Source organism: Comamonas odontotermitis, assembly GCF_040396735.1.
Taxonomy (GTDB): domain Bacteria; phylum Pseudomonadota; class Gammaproteobacteria; order Burkholderiales; family Burkholderiaceae_C; genus Comamonas; species Comamonas odontotermitis_C.
In genome coordinates, this window is sequence record NZ_JBEBNZ010000003.1 from 265682 (window position 1) to 283314 (window position 17633).

Sequence of the window (17633 nt, forward strand, 5' to 3'; positions counted from 1 at the left end):
GCAGCGCTTTACTGGTGTGCGCCATGCGCTATGTATTAAATAGCAATTGAATAGCAGCTGAATGGCTGCTGAATAGCATTCGAAGGCGTGAAAGCCGGTTTTGGGCCGGGCAGATGCAAAAAAAGCGCCCGGCTTGAAGCGCGGGCGCGGCCTGCCGGAGCGGCGTTTCGTTACTTGGTGCCGAAAATGCGGTCGCCAGCATCCCCCAGGCCGGGCAGGATGTAGCCGTGGTCGTTGAGCTCGCGGTCTACGGCAGCCGTGAAGATGGGCACATCAGGGTGCGCCTTCTGCAAGGTGGCAATGCCTTCGGGGGCGGCCAGCAGGCACATGAACTTGATGGACTTGGGCTGGCACTTGTCCTTGAGCTGCTGCACGGCTGCAGCGGCCGAATTGCCGGTTGCCAGCATCGGGTCCACCACGATCACATCGCGCTCGCCCATGTTGTCGGGCATCTTGAAGTAGTACTCGACCGGCTGCAGCGTCTGCGGGTCGCGGTACAGGCCGATGTGGCCGATGCGGGCGCCCGGCACCACGTTCAGCATGCCGTCCAGAAAACCGTTGCCTGCGCGCAGGATGGACACCAGGGCCAGCTTCTTGCCGTCAATCACTTTGCCGACCATCTTCTCCATGGGCGTCTCGATTTCCAGGTCCTGCAGCGGAAAGTCGCGTGTGATCTCATAGGCCATCAGCGTAGACAACTCGCCCAGCATGCGGCGAAAACTGTTGGTGCTGGCTTCCTTGCGGCGCATCAAGGTCAGTTTGTGCTGAACCAGGGGGTGGTCGATGATGGTGACTTTGGCGATGTTGGTGGTCATGGACGTTTTTTTGTTTTTCAGGGTGAAAACTGGGCACCAAGTTTGCCAGAAACCGATGCCTGCCTTGGCTGCGGGGTGGAAATGACCTGCTTGCGCACTCCAATGCAATGGCAATGATCGCAATACCTTCATGGACTCGGTATCGGGAGGCGCAGACATCTGCCTTACGATAGCGCGTTCACCCGCAGCAGACACAACCGGTCAATGCACCATTCCAAACCACACGCCAATTCCTTTGTTCGACGCGTTCGCAGCCAGCTAGACGCGCTTTCCACCGCAGAGCGGAGGCTGGCCGATTTCATGCTGGAGTTTCCTGGCGAGCTCGCTAGCTATGCCGCCAGCGAGCTGGCGACGCTTGCCGGCGTGTCCAACGCGACCGTGAGCCGTTTCATACGGCGCCTGGGCTATGCGAGCTACGAAGAGGCAAAGCGCGATGTGCGGCGCGAAAAGGAGTCGGGCTCGCCCCTGTTTCAGGCCGCCAAGAGTGCGGCGGGCCAGACGCCGCTTGCTGGCCGGATTGCCACCAACCTCGAACAATCGCAGTCGAACCTGGCGCGCACCTTTGCGCAGCTGAACGACATGCAGATGCAGGACATCGTCACCGCGCTTGTCAAGGCGCCGCGGCTCCTGATTTTCGGCACGCGCGGCAGCCATGGCTTTGCGCGCTACCTGCGCTGGCAGTTGCTGCAGGTGATTCCTTGCGTGGTGGCGATTCCCGATGCGGGCGAGTCGCTGGGCGAGCATCTGGCAGGGCTCGCACCACAGGATTGCCTGGTGGTGTTTGGCATGCGGCGCCAGACGCGGCAGATGTCTGGCCTTCTGGAGGCGGCCAGCAAGTTGGGCTGCAAAATCCTTTTCATCAGCGATGCCATGTCGCCCGATCGCCGCGAGGCGACCTGGTCGATCCAGTGCCAGTGCATGGGCCCGGGGCCGCTGGACAACCATGTAGCGGTCATGGCGCTGTGCGACCTGATCTCCACCATGGTTGTGGAGAGCGCCGGCGCGGCCGGCCGCAAGCGCCTCGCGGCCATCGAGCTGCTGCACGAAGACCTGGACGAGTTGTGACGACATTGCTCGTCTGACAGGGCGGCTTTCAGGCACCAATGCAAAACCATCCATCAAGGGTTTGTCCTTGGAACGGATTCTTTCGTTGTGATTGAAAATTGATTTTCAAATTTATAAATTCTGGAAAATAACTTTCCATTTTTTGCACGCAACTGGAGTCTCATATGGCAGGCGGACCTCAACTCTCATCGCTTCCCAGTTCTCCCAAGGTGGCCCAGCTCGACCTGGCGCTGGACCAGATCGGGGTCACGCGGTCGCACCACACCATCATCTTTCTGATTCTGATCGGCTGTCTGTTCGATGCGTTCGAGCAGAACGCGGTCGGCATCGTCGGCCCCATGCTGCGCGAGCAGTGGGGTCTGGAGGCTGCGCACATCGGCATGCTCAACACCGTCACGTTTGCAGCAGCGGCCATCGGCCGTGTCGTATCCGGCTACGTGGCCGACCGGTATGGGCGCCGGGTCATGCTGAGCATCGACCTGCTGCTCTTCACGCTGGGGGCAGGCATCTGCGCCATGGCACCGAACCTGACCGTGATGGCGATTGGCCGAGCGGTGGTGGGTTTTGGCCTGGGCGGCGAAATCGCCATTGCCGTGACGATGCTGGCCGAATTCTGCTCGACCAAGGCACGCGGCGTGGCCATCGGTACGGTCAATGTCGCAGCTGGCGGCCTGGGCAACTTTCTGGCGCCAGGATTCGGCCTTCTGGTGTTCTGGCTGTTTCCAGGCGACAACAACTGGCGCTGGCTGTTCCTGTGCCTGATGGTGCCGGCCATCCTGGGTGCGTTCTACCGCCGCTACATTCCCGAGACGCCGCGTTTTCTGCTCTCGCAAGGCAAGGTAAAGGAGACCAATGCCGTGCTCTCCAAGCTGGCAGCAGGCCGCCTCTCGGGCAAGGACATTCCGCAGCGCGAATTCATCACCGATGACGGTGTGGCTCCGCCGGAATCGAAGATCAAGGTGCGGGTCACCGAAATCTTCCGGGGTGCCCTGGCGCGCCGCACCATCCCGTTGTGCATCACGATATGGATGACCTACGGCGCGCAGATTTCCGTGCTCACCCTGATGCCGACGATTCTGGTGACGCTGGGCTACTCCATCTCCAAGAGCCTCATGTTCACCATGGTGATGCAGTGCGGCAGCCTGCTGGGCGCCATTGCCGCATCGGCTCTGGGTTTCCACTTTCCGCGCAAGCGCGTCCTGACCATCGGCGCCGTCTGTGCCTGCATTGCCGCGCTGTCCATCGGCTTTCTGGCCAAGAACATCGTCGTGCTGCTGGCGGCAGGTGCGGTGTTCCAGTTCTTTGTGCTGCTGCTCAACACCACCATCTGGATCTTTGCGCCCGAGCTCTATCCCACCCGGGTGCGCGCCTTCGGCACTGCCTTCATCCTGGCGACAGGCACGGCCGGTGGCGCCTTCATGCCGCTGGTGGCGGGCAAGCTGCTCGATTCTGTGGGCCTTGCAGGCGTGTTCTCGATGGTGGCCGCGATGTATGCGATCTTCGTCATCAGCATCCAGAGCGTGCCCGAGACCTACGGAACCTCGCCGGACGCCACGCCCATCGATGGCGGCAGCGAAGCACAACCAGCCGCCACAGCGGCACCGATCCAGGCACGCACGCACTGAGCGGAGCGTCACGATTTCAGGAAGAATTTGAATGCGGAACATTCTGGTCATCAACCCGAACTCATCCAGGGCCACCACGTCGATGATGGTCAATATCGCGGCAGACGAAGCACCCGCCGGTGTAGCCGTCAGCGGCCTGACTGCACAACGTGCGCCTTTGATGATCGTGAACCAGCAGGAGCTGGATGCAGCAGCGCTGGAGGTGGAGGCCACATGGCGCTCGGCACAGGCCGAGGGCTGGTCGGGCGTCATCGTCAGCGCATTTGGCGACCCGGGCGTGCACCTGGTCAGGCGCACGACCGATCTTCCCGTGGTCGGCATCTGCGAGTCGTCGATGCTGGAGGCGGCAGAAGGCGGCCGGCGGTTTGGCATTGCTACCGTGACGCCCGATCTGGCCGATGCGATCAATGGCAAGGCCTGCGAGCTGGGGCTCGCAGAGCTGTTCACAGGCATTCGCCTGACCTCGGGCGACCCACGCGCCCTGACGGCGGATCCCCAGGCGCTGGACGCTGCGCTGGCGCAGGCGGTGCGCCAGTGCATCGAGCAGGACCGGGCGGAGGCTGTGATCATTGGCGGCGGGCCACTGGGGCAGGCGGCGCTGCAGCTGGCCCCGCGTTTCCATGTTCCAGTCATTGCGCCCATCTCGGCGGCAGTGCGGCGGCTCCTGCGCCTGATGGCGCCTGCGCACGCGTCGGCCATGGCGCAGGGCTGAGCGAGTGTGGCTCCCTTCAGCTGGCGAGCAACTGCCCGTAGCTGGCCAGATCGACGTTGCCGCCGCTGATGAGGACGCCCACGCGCTTGCCCTTCAGGTCCAGGCCGCCATGGCGGGCGCCTGCGAGCGAGAGCGCGCCGGTGGGTTCGACCACGATCTTCATGCGTTCCGCATAGAAACGCATGCTCTCAACCAGCTGCGCATCGCTGGCGGTCAGAATGTCGGTCACATCGCGACGGATGATGGCGAAGGTGAGATCGCCCAGCGCCTGCGTCTGCGCGCCGTCAGCCAGCGTCTTGGGCGTGGCAATCTTCACAATCTCGCCCTTGCGCAGCGACTGCTGCGCGTCATTGCCCGCTTCGGGCTCCACGCCATAAACCTTGCAGGCAGGCGCCATGGCCTTGGCCGACAGCAGGGTTCCCGACAGCAGGCCGCCACCGCCCAGCGGCGTGAAGAGGTAGTCAAGATCGGGTACATCCTGCAGCAGCTCCAGCGCGGCCGTTCCCTGGCCGGCAATCACGTCGCGGTGGTTGTAAGGCGGCACCAGCGTCATGCCGCGCTCCTGCGCAATGCGGGTGCTGATGGCTTCGCGGTCTTCGGTGAACCGGTCGTAGGTGACGACCTCAGCCCCGTAGCCGCGTGTGGCCGCCAGCTTGGCCGCTGGCGCGTCCTGCGGCATCACGATCACGGCAGGCATGCCCAGGATGCGGGCTGACAGCGCAATCGCCTGCGCATGGTTGCCTGACGAGAACGCCAGCGCACCGCGCCTGGCCTGCTCGGGGCTGAACTGTGCGAGCGCGTTGTAGCCACCACGGAACTTGAACGCGCCCATGCGCTGGAGGTTCTCGCATTTGAAGAAGAACTCGGCGCCTGTCAGCTTGTTGAGCGTGGTCGAATGCAGCACTGGCGTGCGGTGGGCGACGCCTTTGAGCCGCTCCGATGCGGCTTGCACATCGGCGAAGGTGGGCAGGGTGGTCGGCGAGATGGATGCGTTCATCGGTCTGGCGGGTGAATGGGAAGGTTTTGCCATATTAGAGGAAAACCAGGGGCGGCCCGGTGCCGCAAGCCGGCAACGCGGGCCATCGCAGAGTGTTGCTGTATTGAAAATCGGTACCGCAGGCGAGCGCCTGCGCGGCGATTGCGAACATGTGCTTACGTATAATCCAGCGTTTGTACTGGTTTTTGCTGCAAAGGGTTTGCATATGTGGAACAAGAAGTTTGCGCTGGTAGCGGGCGCATTGGCTGTCTCGGCGTTGACTGCATCGGGCGTGCAGGCGCAGGGCCGTGAACTGGTCGTGGCCTCGAGCGCAACCTATGCGCCTTTTGCGTTTGAGAACAAGGACAAGCAGATCGTCGGCTTCGACATCGACATCGTCAACGCCATTGCCAAGCAGCAAGGCATGAAGCTGCGCATCGTCAATACGCCGTTCACCAGCATCTTTGCTTCGCTCAACAATGGCGATGTGGATTTCGTGATCTCGGGCGTGACGATCAATGAAAAGCGCAAGCAGAGCTTTGATTTCTCGGAGCCATACTTCGATGCACGCCAGCTGATCGCCGTGCCCAAGGACAGCAAGGTCGCATCGCTCAAGGATCTGAAGGACAAGAAGGTGTCCGTGGTCAGCGGCTCGACCGGTGACGACGTGATGAGCCGCGAAGTCGGCAAGACCAGCACCAACATCCGCCGTTTCGAGAGCACGCCGCTGATCATCTCCGAGCTGGCCAGCGGCGGCGTGGATGCCGCCATTGGCGACAACGGCGTGATTGCCTACCGCGTGTCGCAATACCCTGCGCTCAAGACCGTCGATGACGCCAGCTTCCCCAAGGAGCATTTCGGTATCGTCGTGCGCAAGGGCGACAAGGCCCTGCAGGACAAGATCAACGCGGGCCTGGCCGCCATCCGCGCCGATGGCAGCTACAACGTGATCTACAAGAAGTGGTTCAACCAGGACTACAAGGCGCAATAAAACGGGATGTGTGTCGGCAGGCTGCGCGGGGCGCAAGCCAGTGGCCCTGAGGCCTGCCATGTAAAACTATAATATTGATAGCTATTACTGCACGCAGGACGGCCACCAGGCCGTCTTTTTGCTGGAAAGAATAATGTATGGATAACAATACACCCGTCGAATGGTTCGGCTGGTTCCGCCCCGATATCCTGGTGGAATACAAGCAGCTGTTCTGGCAAGGTGCCGCAGTCACGGTCGGCATGACGATTGCGTGCATCCTGATGGGGTGCGCGTTTGGCCTCATGCTGGCGCTCGCGCGCCTGGCCGATGCCCGCCACCAGCCCTGGAAGGCAGTGTGCAAATACCTGTTGCGCTGGCCGTCCACCGTGTATGTGAGCTTCTTTCGCGGCACGCCGCTTTTCGTGCAGATTCTTTTGATGCACTTTGCCGTGATGCCGCTGTTCATCCATCCGGTGAACGGCTGGTTGATCAGCGGTGACCTGGCGCGCACCCTGAAGCAGGACCATGGCGCGCTCATCTCGGGCGTGGTGGCGCTGACGCTGAACTCATCGGCTTACATCTCGGAGGTGTTCCGCGCCGGTATCCAGTCGATCTCGGCGGGCCAGAAGATGGCGGGCCTGTCGCTGGGCATGACGCATGGGCAGATGATGCGCTATGTGGTGATTCCGCAGGCTTTCCGGCGCATGCTGCCGCCACTGGGCAACAACATGATTTCCCTGCTCAAGGACACGTCGCTGGTCTCGGCCATCGGCCTGGCGGAGATGGCCTATGCAGCCCGCACGGTGGCAGGCGCCTATGGACGCTACTGGGAGCCGTACCTGGCCGTGGCACTGGCGTACTGGCTGATGACCTTCCTGCTGACCGTGGGGCTGCGCAAGCTGGAAGACCACCTGGCACGCAGCGACAGAACCTGAAGGTGCTCACAGCGCTGTCATCCTTGCGCACTCTGCAAACAACAAAGCCGGCAACCAGCCGGCTTTGTTTTCTTGGGGATGAGCGCGCTACTTCTTGCCACCCATGATACTGCCCAGCACGCCGCGCAGAATCTGGTTGCCCAGCTTGGTGCCCAGCGAGCGGGCGGTGGATTTGGCCATGGTCTGCACGATGCCGTCCTTTTTGCCGCCGCGCGGGCCGGTGGTGCCAAACAGAATGTCGTTGAGGCTGCCCATCAGGCCGCTGTCACCTGCATTGGCGGTTGCTGCACCGCCCGAGCCGGCCGTCGCCTTGCCGCCTTCGGCTGCGGTGGTTTCCCCAGCGCGGGCCTTGAGGATTTCGTAGGCGGACTCGCGGTCCACGGCCGTGTCGTACACGCCAGCCACTAGCGAGCCCTGCAGCAGGGCCTTGCGCTGCTCGGGCGTGATGGGGCCCAACTGGCTGCCGGGCGGCACGATGAATGCGCGCTCGGTCACGCTGGGGCGGCCTTTTTCATCGAGAAAGCTCACGAGCGCCTCGCCCACGGCCAGTTCGGTGATGGCAGCTTCCATGTCGATGGACGGGTTGGCGCGCATCGTGGTGGCCGTGGCCTTCACCGCCTTCTGATCGCGGGGCGTGAAGGCCCGCAGCGCATGCTGCACGCGGTTGCCCAGCTGCGCAAGAACGCTGTCTGGAATGTCCAGCGGGTTCTGCGTGGCAAAGTACACACCAACGCCCTTGGAGCGCACCAGGCGCACCACCAGCTCGATGCGTTCGAGCAGCACCTTGGGCGCTTCGTTGAAGAGCAGGTGGGCCTCGTCGAAGAAGAACACCAGCTTGGGCTTTTCCGGATCGCCGATTTCGGGCAGCTTTTCGTACAGGTCCGACAGCATCCACAGCAGGAAGGTGGAATACAGGCGTGGCGACTGCATCAGCTTGTCGGCCGCGAGGATATTGACCACCCCCTTGTTGCCCACAGTCTGCATCATGTCGTCGATATTGAGCATGGGCTCGCCAAAGAACTTGTCGCCGCCTTGCTGATCGACTTGCAGCAGGCCGCGCTGGATGGCGCCGATGCTGGCCGAGCTGACGTTGCCGTACTCGGTGGTGAACTGCTTGGCGTTGTCGCCCACGTAGGTGAGCATGGTGCGCAGGTCTTTCAGATCGAGCAGCAGTAGGCCGTTGTCGTCTGCAATCTTGAAGACCAGGTTGAGTACGCCCATCTGCGTGTCGTTCAGGTCCAGCATGCGGCCCAGCAGTAGCGGGCCCATGTCGGAGACCGTGGCGCGCACGGGGTGGCCTTGCTCGCCAAAGACATCCCATAGCGTGGTAGGACAAGCCATGGGTTCAGGCGCGTCGATGCCGCGCTCCTTGAGCGTGGCGGCCATTTTTTCGCCCACCTTGCCGGTCTGGCTGATGCCGGTCAGATCGCCCTTGATGTCGGCCATGAAGACCGGCACGCCAATGCGAGAGAAACCCTCGGCTAATGTCTGAAGGGTTACAGTCTTGCCGGTGCCGGTTGCGCCGGTGATCAGGCCGTGCCGATTGGCAAAACCCGGCAGCAAAAAGCATTCAACCGATCCATGTTTGGCAACCAATAGGGGTTCAGCCATAGGTTTTCCTCAAAAGCGTCAAAGTCAAAAGTAAAATCGCAGTCTAGCTAGATTAAACGATAGCAAAGGAAATTCTGTGGCAGGACACAGCAAATGGGCCAATATTCAACACCGCAAGGGCCGGCAGGACGAAAAGCGCGGCAAGATCTGGACCCGCATCATCCGTGAGATCATGGTGGCCGCTCGGCAGGGCGGTGGTGATCTGACCGCCAACCCGCGCCTGCGACTGGCCGTGGACAAGGCCAAGGCCGCCAACATGCCGGCCGACAACATCAAGCGCAACATCGACAAGGCCACCGGCAATCTCGAAGGGGTGACCTACGAGGAAATCCGTTACGAAGGCTATGGTATCGGAGGCGCCGCTGTCATTGTCGACACGATGACCGACAATCGCGTTCGCACCGTGGCCGATGTGCGCCATGCATTCAGCAAGCACGGCGGCAACATGGGCACCGAAGGCTCGGTGGCCTTTCAGTTCAAAAACGTCGGCCAGCTGATTTTTGCACCTGGCGCTGACGAGGAGAAGATCATGGAAGTGGCGCTCGAAGCGGGCGCCGACGACGTGATCACCGACGAGGAGGGCGCCGTCGAGGTACTGACGCCCCCAGCGGATTTCGAAACGGTGCGCAACGCCCTGGAGGCAGCCGGCTTCAAGCCCGAGGTTGCAGAGGTGACGATGCGTCCCGAAAACACGATCGATCTGGATGAGGACAGCGCTGCCAGGATGCAAAAGCTCCTGGATGTGCTGGAAGATCTGGACGATGTTCAAGAGGTTTACCACAACGCTGCGCTATGAAGGTTCTTGTGATTGGTGGCGGCGGCCGTGAACACGCAATGGCCTGGAAGTTGGCGCAATCGCCCAAGGTCACCAAAGTCTATGTTGCCCCCGGCAACGCAGGTACCGAGCGCGACAAGTGTCTGGAGAACCTGCCCATTACCGATGTGGTGCAACTGCGCGAATGGGCGCAGCAAAACCATGTGCTGCTGACCGTGGTGGGTCCGGAGGCGCCCCTGGCTGCCGGTGTGGTCGATGAGTTCCGCGCCCATGGCCTCAAGATCTTCGGGCCGACCAAGGCTGCTGCGCAGCTCGAAAGCTCCAAGGCGTTCTCGAAGGATTTCATGGCACGCCATGGCATCCCCACAGCACAGTACGAAACGTTCAGCGACCCCGTCAAGGCGCACGCCTACATCGACAAGCTCGGCGCACCCATCGTGGTCAAGGCCGACGGTCTGGCGGCGGGCAAGGGCGTGGTGGTGGCCACCACGGCGCAGGAGGCCCACGATGCCGTGGACTTCATGCTGGTGGACAACAAGTACGGTGTCAGCCACAACGACGGCGGCGCCCGTGTGGTGATCGAAGAGTTTCTGGACGGCGAAGAGGCCAGCTTCATCGTGCTGTGCGACGGCAAGAACGTGGCTGCCATGGCCACCAGCCAGGACCACAAGCGCCTGAAGGACGGCGACCAGGGCCCGAACACCGGCGGCATGGGCGCATATTCGCCCGCGCCCGTGGTGACGGCCGATGTGCACGCCCGCGCCATGCGCGAGATCATCCTGCCGACCATCCGTGGCATGGAAAAGGACGGTATTCCCTATACCGGCTTCCTGTACGCGGGCCTGATGATCGACAAGGCCGGGCATCCCAAGACGCTGGAATTCAACTGCCGCATGGGAGACCCGGAGACGCAGCCGATCATGATGCGCCTCAAGAGCGATCTCGTGGACGTGATGCAAGCTGCCACCGAAGGCCGGCTCGACCAGATCGACCTGCAGTGGGACCGCCGCACCGCGCTGGGCGTGGTGATGGCTGCTGCCGGCTATCCGGAAGACCCGCGCAAGGGCGACCTGATCACCGGCCTGCCAGAAGATGCGGAGGACTCCATGGTGTTCCATGCGGGCACCGCCACCCAGGATGGCGAGCCTGTCACCAGCGGCGGCCGCGTCCTGTGCGTCACAGCATTGGCCGACAACGTCAAGCAGGCGCAGACACGGGTGTATGCGGTAGCCAGCCAGGTGCATTTCGACGGCGCGCAGTACCGGCGTGACATCGGCTATCGCGCGGTGAAGTAGAGCGCTCCTGCGCAGCATGGCTGCATCCTCTGCCGCTGCCGCGTGCAGGAGAAAGGGGCAACTGTTACCGGAGCTGCTGCGAGAAGATTGCTCCAACAGAACTCTCCCGTGCATACGGGGCCTGCGTTGCAGCACGCTCCGTATGCGCGCAACGCCATGGACAAGGTATTGGACAGATCACAATGGCTGAAATCAATCTCGATGGCGACCACGTGCAGGCGGTCTCGGGCTACCTGCAAGGTCTGCAGGCCTCGATCACGCAGGCGCTGGAGCGCGTGGAAGCTCAGGCCGGCAGCAGTGCCCGCTTTCTGTCAGACGCCTGGGAGAAGGCGCCCGGCGAAAAGCTGCAAGGGCAGGGCATCACCAGGATCATGGAAGGCGGCGCGGTGTTCGAGCGTGCCGGCGTTGGCTTCTCGCAGGTTCGAGGTCCGCAGCTCCCACCCTCTGCCACGCAGCACCGGCCGGAGCTGGCAGGCGCTCCATTTTCGGCCCTGGGCGTGTCGCTGGTATTCCACCCCCGCAACCCCTGGGTGCCCACGGTCCACATGAATGTGCGCATGATTTCGGCGGGCCACGCGGGCAAACCGCCAGCGTTCTGGTTTGGCGGTGGCATGGATCTGACGCCGTTCTATCCGTTCGAGGAAGACGCGGTGCACTTTCACCAGACCTGCCACGATGCGGTTGCGCCGTATGGCCCCGATCTGTACACGCGCTTCAAGAAATGGTGCGACGAGTACTTCTATCTGAAACACCGTGACGAGCAGCGCGGCATCGGCGGCATATTCTTCGACGATTTCTCGGAGCTCGGCTTTGAAGGCGGCTTTGCCATGCTGCAATCGGTGGGCGATGCTTTCCTGAAAGCCTATCTGCCCATCGTGGAGCGGCGCAAGGATGCGGCCTATGGCGAGCGTGAGCGGGATTTTCAGCTCTACCGCCGTGGCCGCTATGTGGAGTTCAACCTGGTGTGGGACCGCGGCACCCACTTTGGCCTGCAGTCAGGCGGGCGCACCGAATCCATATTGCTGTCGATGCCGCCGCTGGCGAGCTGGAGCTACCAGCGCCAGGACCCGGAGTGCACGCCCGAGGCGGCGTTGCTGCGCGAGTTCCTGGTACGCAGGGACTGGCTGTAGAACCCTGTTGCAAACTGCCATGCAGCGGCCGTGGAGTGCCATCGGGATGTCTTTCAAGCGCCTCCCGAGCCACTCTCGTATAATCGATCCCTTCGCTTGCCGATTTGCGTCCACTCTGCGCGCACCGCCTGGCAACGTGAACCATGCACATTTGGCGCTACGCCAAATTCCTTGATACTGCGTGTTGACACGATCAACAATAACTGCAACACGCGCTATAGTAGAACCACCTTCATCCATCAACGACTGATGACCACCGCCAAAAAATCCGAATCCTCTGCGAAAAAATCTGTGCAATTGCTCCAGCGTGCCGTCGTTGATGGCCTGGAAGATGTGAAAGCACAGGATATCCAGGTGTTCAACACCGAGCACCTGTCGCCGCTCTTCGAGCGCGTGATCGTGGCCTCCGGTACCTCCAACCGCCAGACCAAGGCGCTGGCCTCCAGCGTGAAGGATGCGGTCAAGGAAGCGGGTTTCCCCAAGCCACGCACCGAAGGCGAAGACAACGGCGAATGGATCATTGTGGACTGCGGCTCCGTGGTGGCCCACATCATGCAGCCCATGATTCGCCAGTATTACCGCCTCGAAGAGATGTGGGGCGAAATGCCTGTGCGTCTGAAGCTCGGTGGCGCCAAGCCCAAGGCCGCCAAGCCCAAGGCGGATGCCGATGAAGCAGCGCCGGCCAAGAAAAAGCCAGCAGCACGCAAATCCGCTGCTGCTGTGGACGACGACGCCGCGCCCGCCAAAAAGGCCGTGAAAAAGCCTGCCGTCCGGAAGATCACCGGAACGGTTGCCGCCAAGCCGGCTGCCAAGCGCGCCACCAAGACGGCGGCAAAGCCTGCCGCAGCGGTGAAGAAGGTGGTGGTGAACAAGCCCAAGCCTGCAGCGAAATCCACCGCCAAGCCCGCAGTCAAGTCGACTGCCAAGCCTGCCACCAAGAAGCCCGCAGCCAAGCGCGCGCCTGCCAAGGCCAAGTAAGCCGCACGGGCTGGACCAAAGAGCTGTACTGCCAGGGCAGGCCAGCTCTTTTTTCATTGCCGCGGCGCGCGGAATGAAACGCCTCGTGAAGAGGCTGCATCCACATGCACGGGAGTTGTGTGGAGGTGCCATTTTTCGTTGGAGCCATTCGATATGAGAATTTTCATCGTCGCGGTCGGCCAGCATGTGCCCGATTGGGCGCAGACGGCATACGACGACTATGCCAAGCGTTTTCCGCCGGAGCTGAAGGTGGAGCTCAAGGCGGTCAAGACCGAGCCGCGCGGCTCCAAGACCGTCGAGACCCTGTACGCCGCCGAGCGCAAGCGCATCGAGGCGGCGATTCCTCGTGGCACCCGCATCGTGGTGCTGGACGAGCGCGGCACCAGCCTGCGCACCACGGCGCTGGCAGAACGCCTCAAGAGCTGGCAGCTTGAAGGCGATGACGTGGCGCTGGTCATTGGCGGCCCCGACGGGTTGGAGCCCGCCTTCAAGGCTGCGGCGCACGAACGCATTCGCCTCTCCGACCTGACCCTGCCGCACGCCATGGTGCGTGTGCTGCTGATCGAGCAGCTGTACCGGGCCTGGTCGGTGAACGCAGGCCATCCCTACCACCGCGAATAACAGGGCTGCCGGGCACGAATGATTGCGGACAGGTGGGAGATGCATTCGCAGTATTCTTCAAACCCATCTTGCCAGCGCACCTCGGGATGCGGTATGCTGCAAAAACAATAGCTGCTTGCGCTTGATGGATGGGCGCAAGCGCTTGTTTTTTAGAAAAAACGGACCCCGCACCATGGAACCCTTTGTCTACCTGGCCTCGCAATCTCCGCGCCGCCGCCAACTGCTCGAGCAGATCGGGGTGCGCTATACCTTGCTGCTGGCCAACAGCGAAGACCATGAGCCAGACCCCGAGGCGCTGGAGGCCGTGCTGCCCCGCGAATCGGCAAGCGATTATGTGCAGCGCGTCACCGGCCTGAAGCTGGATGCGGCCTTGGCGCGGCTGGAACGCCGAGGGCTGGAAGGCGCGCCCGTGCTGTGCTCTGACACCACCGTGTCACTGGGGCGGCGTATTCTGGGCAAGCCCGGGTCGGCCGAGGAGGCCACCGAGATGCTGCAGGCCCTCAGCGGCAAGACCCACCGGGTTCTCACCGCTGTGGCGCTGCACACGGGCCGCAAGCGTCTGACCACGCTGTCGGTGTCCCAGGTGCGGTTTGCAGACATGAGCGATGCCCAGATTGCTGCCTATGTCGCCAGTGGCGAGCCCATGGGCAAGGCTGGCGCCTATGGCGTGCAAGGCCACGCGGCGGCGTATATTGCCAACATCAATGGCAGCTACTCCGGAATCATGGGCTTGCCCGTATTTGAAACTGCCAACCTGCTGCGCGCAGCCGGCCTCGTTCTCTGAAGGCTCCCCATGCAAAACGATATTCTGATCAACTGGTCGCCACAGGAAACCCGCGTGGCCGTCATTGAAGGCGGCGCCGTGCAGGAGCTGCACCACGAGCGCACGCTGGAGCGCGGTCTGGTCGGCAATGTGTACCTGGGCAAGGTCTCGCGCGTGCTGCCCGGCATGCAGTCCGCGTTCATCGACATCGGCCTGGAGCGCGCGGCCTTCCTGCATGTGGCCGATGTGTGGCAGCGCCAGGAAGGCGGAGAGGCGCCGATGTTTGCCCGCAAGGGCGAGCCGCAGGTGCCGATTGAAAAGCAGGTGTTCGAAGGCCAGTCGATCATGGTGCAGGTCATCAAGGACCCGATCGGCACCAAGGGTGCACGCCTGTCCACGCAGATCAGCGTGGCGGGGCGCCTGCTGGTGTTTCTGCCACAGGACGACCATATCGGCGTGTCGCAGAAGATTCCGCAGAACGAGCGCGATGCGTTGCGCGCACGCCTGCAGGCGCTGGTAGGCACGCCCGAGACGGGTGGCGGCGGCGGATTCATCCTGCGCACCAACGGCGAAGACTCCTCTGACGAAGAGCTGGCCGAAGACATTGCCTACCTGCGCAAGGTGTGGAAGCGGATCAAGGAATCCTCCACCAAACTGCCGGCCAAGACCTTGCTGCACCAGGATCTGAACCTGATGCAGCGCGTGCTGCGCGACATGGTGACGGAGAACACGCAGTCGATCCGCATCGATTCGCGCGAGCAGTTTGCGCTGCTCAAGACCTTTGGGCAGGAATTCATGCCCGCTGCCGTGCCCAAACTGCAGCTGTACAAGGGCGAGCGGCCGATTTTCGACCTGTACGCGGTGGACGAGGAGATCGCCCGTGCGCTGGGCCGTCGGGTCGATCTGAAATCGGGCGGCTACCTGATCGTGGACCAGACCGAGGCGCTGACCACCGTGGATGTGAACACCGGCGGTTACGTCGGCGCGCGCAATTTCGACGACACCATCTTCAAGACCAACCTGGAGGCGGCGCACGCCATTGCCCGCCAGCTGCGCTTGCGCAATCTGGGCGGCATCATCATTGTCGATTTCATCGACATGGTGCATGAAGACCATCAGAAGCAGGTGCTGCAGGAGCTGCGCAAGCAGTTGCAGCGCGACAGGGTCAAGACCATGTGCGGCGAGTTCTCGCAGTTGGGCCTGGTGGAGATGACGCGCAAGCGCACGCGCGAATCGCTGGCGCATATGCTGTGCATGCCATGCCCGGTGTGCCATGGCGTGGGAGAGGTCAAGACCGTGCGAACGGTGTGCTACGACATCCTGCGCGAGATCCTGCGCGAGGCGCGGCAGTTCAATCCCAAGGAATTCCGCGTGCTGGCGGCGCCCCCTGTCATCGAAATGCTGCTGGACGAGGAGAGCCAGCACCTTGCGGGCCTGTCCGATTTCATCGGCAAGCCCATCTCGCTGCAGGCAGAAGGGCGCGACGGCTCAGACCAGTACGACATCATTTTGCTGTGATGGCGAGTGCGCCCTGCTGCGCAGGGTGGCGCGTCTCGTTCAAAGCGCAACGGCTGGCAATCCCGAGTTTTCCCTGAAGATTCACAGCTCACATGACAGCTGAATGACAGCTTCTCCTTCGATGATGCCCTTGGCTTTCATTAACCATAGAAGGAGACAGCACTATGACACTTGAACCATCGACCCTGCCGCAGCCCCGGCATGTGCGGCGCAAAGCGGCAGCTGCAGCCATTGGGCTGGCGCTGGTGTGCGCCGGTGGCGCAGCGCAGGCGCAATCCCGGGTGCAACTGTTTGGCGTGATCGACTCGGGCATCACGCACCTGTCGAGCAGCGGCAGCGGCTCGCTCAATCAGTTGGGCGCCGATGGCAATACCTCCAGCCGCCTGGGCTTTCGCGGCACGGAAGACCTGGGTGGTGGCCTCAAGGCCAGCTTCTGGCTGGAGGCTGCATATGAGGCCGATACGGGCGCAGGCGGCTCCACCAGCGTGGACAACATGAAGAACCAGAGCGGGGGCTTGACCTTTGGCCGCCGCTCCACCGTCAGCCTGTCGGGCGATTTCGGTGAAGTGCGCCTGGGCCGCGATTTCGTGCCAGGCTTCAGCAACCTCGCGGTGTCGGGTGGCGGCTACCATGCCTTTGGCACCAACGGCGTGGGCTCGTCGGCGGCGCTTTTCTACCCGCCAGCGGGTGCGCGCGGCGTGACCCACGTGCGGGCGTCCAACTCCATTGCCTACCACATGCCCAAGATGGGCGGCTTCTTCGGTACCGTGATGTATGGCTTCAGCGAGAGCATGGCCAACAACGATGGCCGCGTGGTCGGTGCCCGTGTAGGTTACGCGAGTGGGCCGCTCAGCCTGGCTGTGGCGACGACCAAGACAACGCACAGCGTGCTGGGTGACCTCAAGCAGTCCAACATTGGCGCAAGTTACGATTTCGGCGTGGTCAAGCCCATGCTGCTGCTGGGCGAGAACAAGGCGGGCGACGACAAGAAGACGCGTGTCTGGGCGCTGGGCGCGCATGTGCCAGTGGGCTCGGCCGGTCAGTTCCGCGTGAGCTACGGCGCTGTCAAGGCGACCAATGTGGCCAACGACGCCAACCATATCGCCCTGGGCTATGTGCACAACCTGTCTAAGCGCACGGCGCTGTACGGCAATGTGGCCCGCGTCAAGAACAAGGACGGCGGCAAGGCCTATACGGTGGGCGATGGTCTGGCGGTGGCCGACGGAAATGGCTCGGGCACCGGCTACCAGGTCGGTATCCGCCATTCGTTCTGATGGGGTGGGGCGCTGTGCCGTCCTGTGCTGCATGTGCCCCGGACACCAGAACGTGGTGTGATTGCGACTGAGGTAGGTTACTCCTGGTTTGATAGCTGCTTGCGCTTTATAGTAAAGCGCAAGCAGCTTTTTTCTTATAAAAGATAACACCAAGGCCACGCATGAACTATCACCAGCTGATGTACTGGCACATGGCCACGGTACTCGCCGCGTTCGTGCTGGGCACGGCGCAGATGCTGATGCCCAAGGGCACACCGTTGCACCGATCGTGCGGACGGGGCTACATGGTGTTGATGATGGCAACCGCCCTGGTTGCGCTGTGCATGCCTGCGCATATCGGCCCGGCGCTATGGGGGCACTTTGGCTGGATTCACCTTCTGTGCCTGCTCACCCTGTGGGCGGTGCCCCGCGCGTGGCTGGCCGCGCGCCGAGGCAACATCGGTGAGCATCGGCGCACCATGGTAATCCTCTACTGCGCCGCGTTGCTGGCGGCGGGAGCGTTCACCCTGTTGCCAGGGCGCTACCTGCACCAGGTACTGTTCGGGTAGCCACAGCAATCCCTCGGGCGGC

Annotated in this window: 17 protein-coding genes; 14 read left to right on the top strand and 3 right to left on the bottom strand. The window is 62.5% G+C overall.

What is annotated here, in order from left to right:
- Positions 1-170: 170 nt before the first annotated feature.
- On the bottom strand, positions 171-815 hold the full coding sequence (upp, locus tag ACH2DG_RS05250; protein ID WP_377779892.1) for a uracil phosphoribosyltransferase: 645 nt from the start codon (positions 813-815) through the stop codon (positions 171-173).
- Between the two features lie 204 nt (positions 816-1019).
- On the opposite strand from upp, the gene ACH2DG_RS05255 reads away from it, so the two are divergent.
- From ACH2DG_RS05255 to ACH2DG_RS05265, 3 genes are all read left to right on the top strand, one after another.
- Positions 1020-1880, top strand: a complete 861-nt coding sequence (locus ACH2DG_RS05255; RefSeq protein ID WP_395024634.1) for a MurR/RpiR family transcriptional regulator — start codon at positions 1020-1022, stop codon at positions 1878-1880.
- Positions 1881-2044: 164 nt separating this feature from the next.
- The gene (locus ACH2DG_RS05260) at positions 2045-3505 is read left to right on the top strand and encodes an MFS transporter (RefSeq protein ID WP_395024635.1); all 1461 of its coding nucleotides are present in this window, start codon (positions 2045-2047) and stop codon (positions 3503-3505) included.
- A 31-nt stretch (positions 3506-3536) separates the two neighbouring features.
- Complete coding sequence (locus ACH2DG_RS05265; RefSeq protein WP_395024636.1) at positions 3537-4217, top strand: aspartate/glutamate racemase family protein; 681 nt, start codon at positions 3537-3539, stop codon at positions 4215-4217.
- Positions 4218-4233: 16 nt separating this feature from the next.
- Here ACH2DG_RS05265 and ACH2DG_RS05270 read toward each other — a convergent pair whose 3' ends face one another.
- Positions 4234-5214, bottom strand: coding sequence for a threo-3-hydroxy-L-aspartate ammonia-lyase (locus ACH2DG_RS05270; RefSeq protein WP_395024637.1), 981 nt, complete (start codon positions 5212-5214; stop codon positions 4234-4236).
- A 205-nt stretch (positions 5215-5419) separates the two neighbouring features.
- On the opposite strand from ACH2DG_RS05270, the gene ACH2DG_RS05275 reads away from it, so the two are divergent.
- Positions 5420-6184, top strand: a complete 765-nt coding sequence (locus ACH2DG_RS05275; protein ID WP_395024638.1) for a basic amino acid ABC transporter substrate-binding protein — start codon at positions 5420-5422, stop codon at positions 6182-6184.
- Positions 6185-6321: 137 nt separating this feature from the next.
- Positions 6322-7098 carry an amino acid ABC transporter permease gene (locus tag ACH2DG_RS05280; RefSeq protein ID WP_224149042.1) on the top strand — a complete coding sequence of 259 codons (777 nt, stop codon included), beginning with the start codon at positions 6322-6324 and terminating at the stop codon, positions 7096-7098.
- Positions 7099-7185: 87 nt separating this feature from the next.
- Here ACH2DG_RS05280 and ACH2DG_RS05285 read toward each other — a convergent pair whose 3' ends face one another.
- Positions 7186-8709, bottom strand: coding sequence for a helicase HerA-like C-terminal domain-containing protein (locus tag ACH2DG_RS05285; RefSeq protein ID WP_395024639.1), 1524 nt, complete (start codon positions 8707-8709; stop codon positions 7186-7188).
- A 76-nt stretch (positions 8710-8785) separates the two neighbouring features.
- Between ACH2DG_RS05285 and ACH2DG_RS05290 the strand changes: the two genes are divergently transcribed.
- The 9 genes from ACH2DG_RS05290 (at position 8786) to ACH2DG_RS05330 (ending at position 17611) form a co-directional block, all read left to right on the top strand.
- On the top strand, positions 8786-9505 hold the full coding sequence (locus ACH2DG_RS05290) for a YebC/PmpR family DNA-binding transcriptional regulator (protein WP_395024640.1): 720 nt from the start codon (positions 8786-8788) through the stop codon (positions 9503-9505).
- A complete protein-coding gene (gene purD, locus ACH2DG_RS05295; RefSeq protein ID WP_395024641.1) occupies positions 9502-10779 on the top strand; it encodes a phosphoribosylamine--glycine ligase in 1278 nt (425 codons plus the stop codon). The genes ACH2DG_RS05290 and purD overlap by 4 nt, the downstream gene beginning before the upstream one ends.
- A gap of 182 nt (positions 10780-10961) precedes the next feature.
- Positions 10962-11909 (top strand): oxygen-dependent coproporphyrinogen oxidase, encoded by a 948-nt coding sequence (gene hemF, locus ACH2DG_RS05300; RefSeq protein ID WP_395024642.1) that lies wholly within the window; start codon positions 10962-10964, stop codon positions 11907-11909.
- 249 nt (positions 11910-12158) lie between these two features.
- Positions 12159-12887, top strand: coding sequence for a ribosome silencing factor (rsfS, locus tag ACH2DG_RS05305; protein ID WP_395024643.1), 729 nt, complete (start codon positions 12159-12161; stop codon positions 12885-12887).
- A 153-nt stretch (positions 12888-13040) separates the two neighbouring features.
- Entirely contained in the window at positions 13041-13508 is a 468-nt protein-coding gene (gene rlmH, locus ACH2DG_RS05310) for a 23S rRNA (pseudouridine(1915)-N(3))-methyltransferase RlmH (protein ID WP_224149035.1), read from the top strand.
- A 172-nt stretch (positions 13509-13680) separates the two neighbouring features.
- On the top strand, positions 13681-14292 hold the full coding sequence (locus ACH2DG_RS05315; RefSeq protein ID WP_395024644.1) for a Maf family protein: 612 nt from the start codon (positions 13681-13683) through the stop codon (positions 14290-14292).
- 9 nt (positions 14293-14301) lie between these two features.
- A complete protein-coding gene (rng, locus tag ACH2DG_RS05320; RefSeq protein ID WP_395024645.1) occupies positions 14302-15789 on the top strand; it encodes a ribonuclease G in 1488 nt (495 codons plus the stop codon).
- A gap of 164 nt (positions 15790-15953) precedes the next feature.
- Entirely contained in the window at positions 15954-17063 is a 1110-nt protein-coding gene (locus ACH2DG_RS05325; protein WP_395024646.1) for a porin, read from the top strand.
- Positions 17064-17224: 161 nt separating this feature from the next.
- The gene (locus ACH2DG_RS05330; protein ID WP_395024647.1) at positions 17225-17611 is read left to right on the top strand and encodes a DUF2306 domain-containing protein; all 387 of its coding nucleotides are present in this window, start codon (positions 17225-17227) and stop codon (positions 17609-17611) included.
- Positions 17612-17633: the final 22 nt, after the last annotated feature.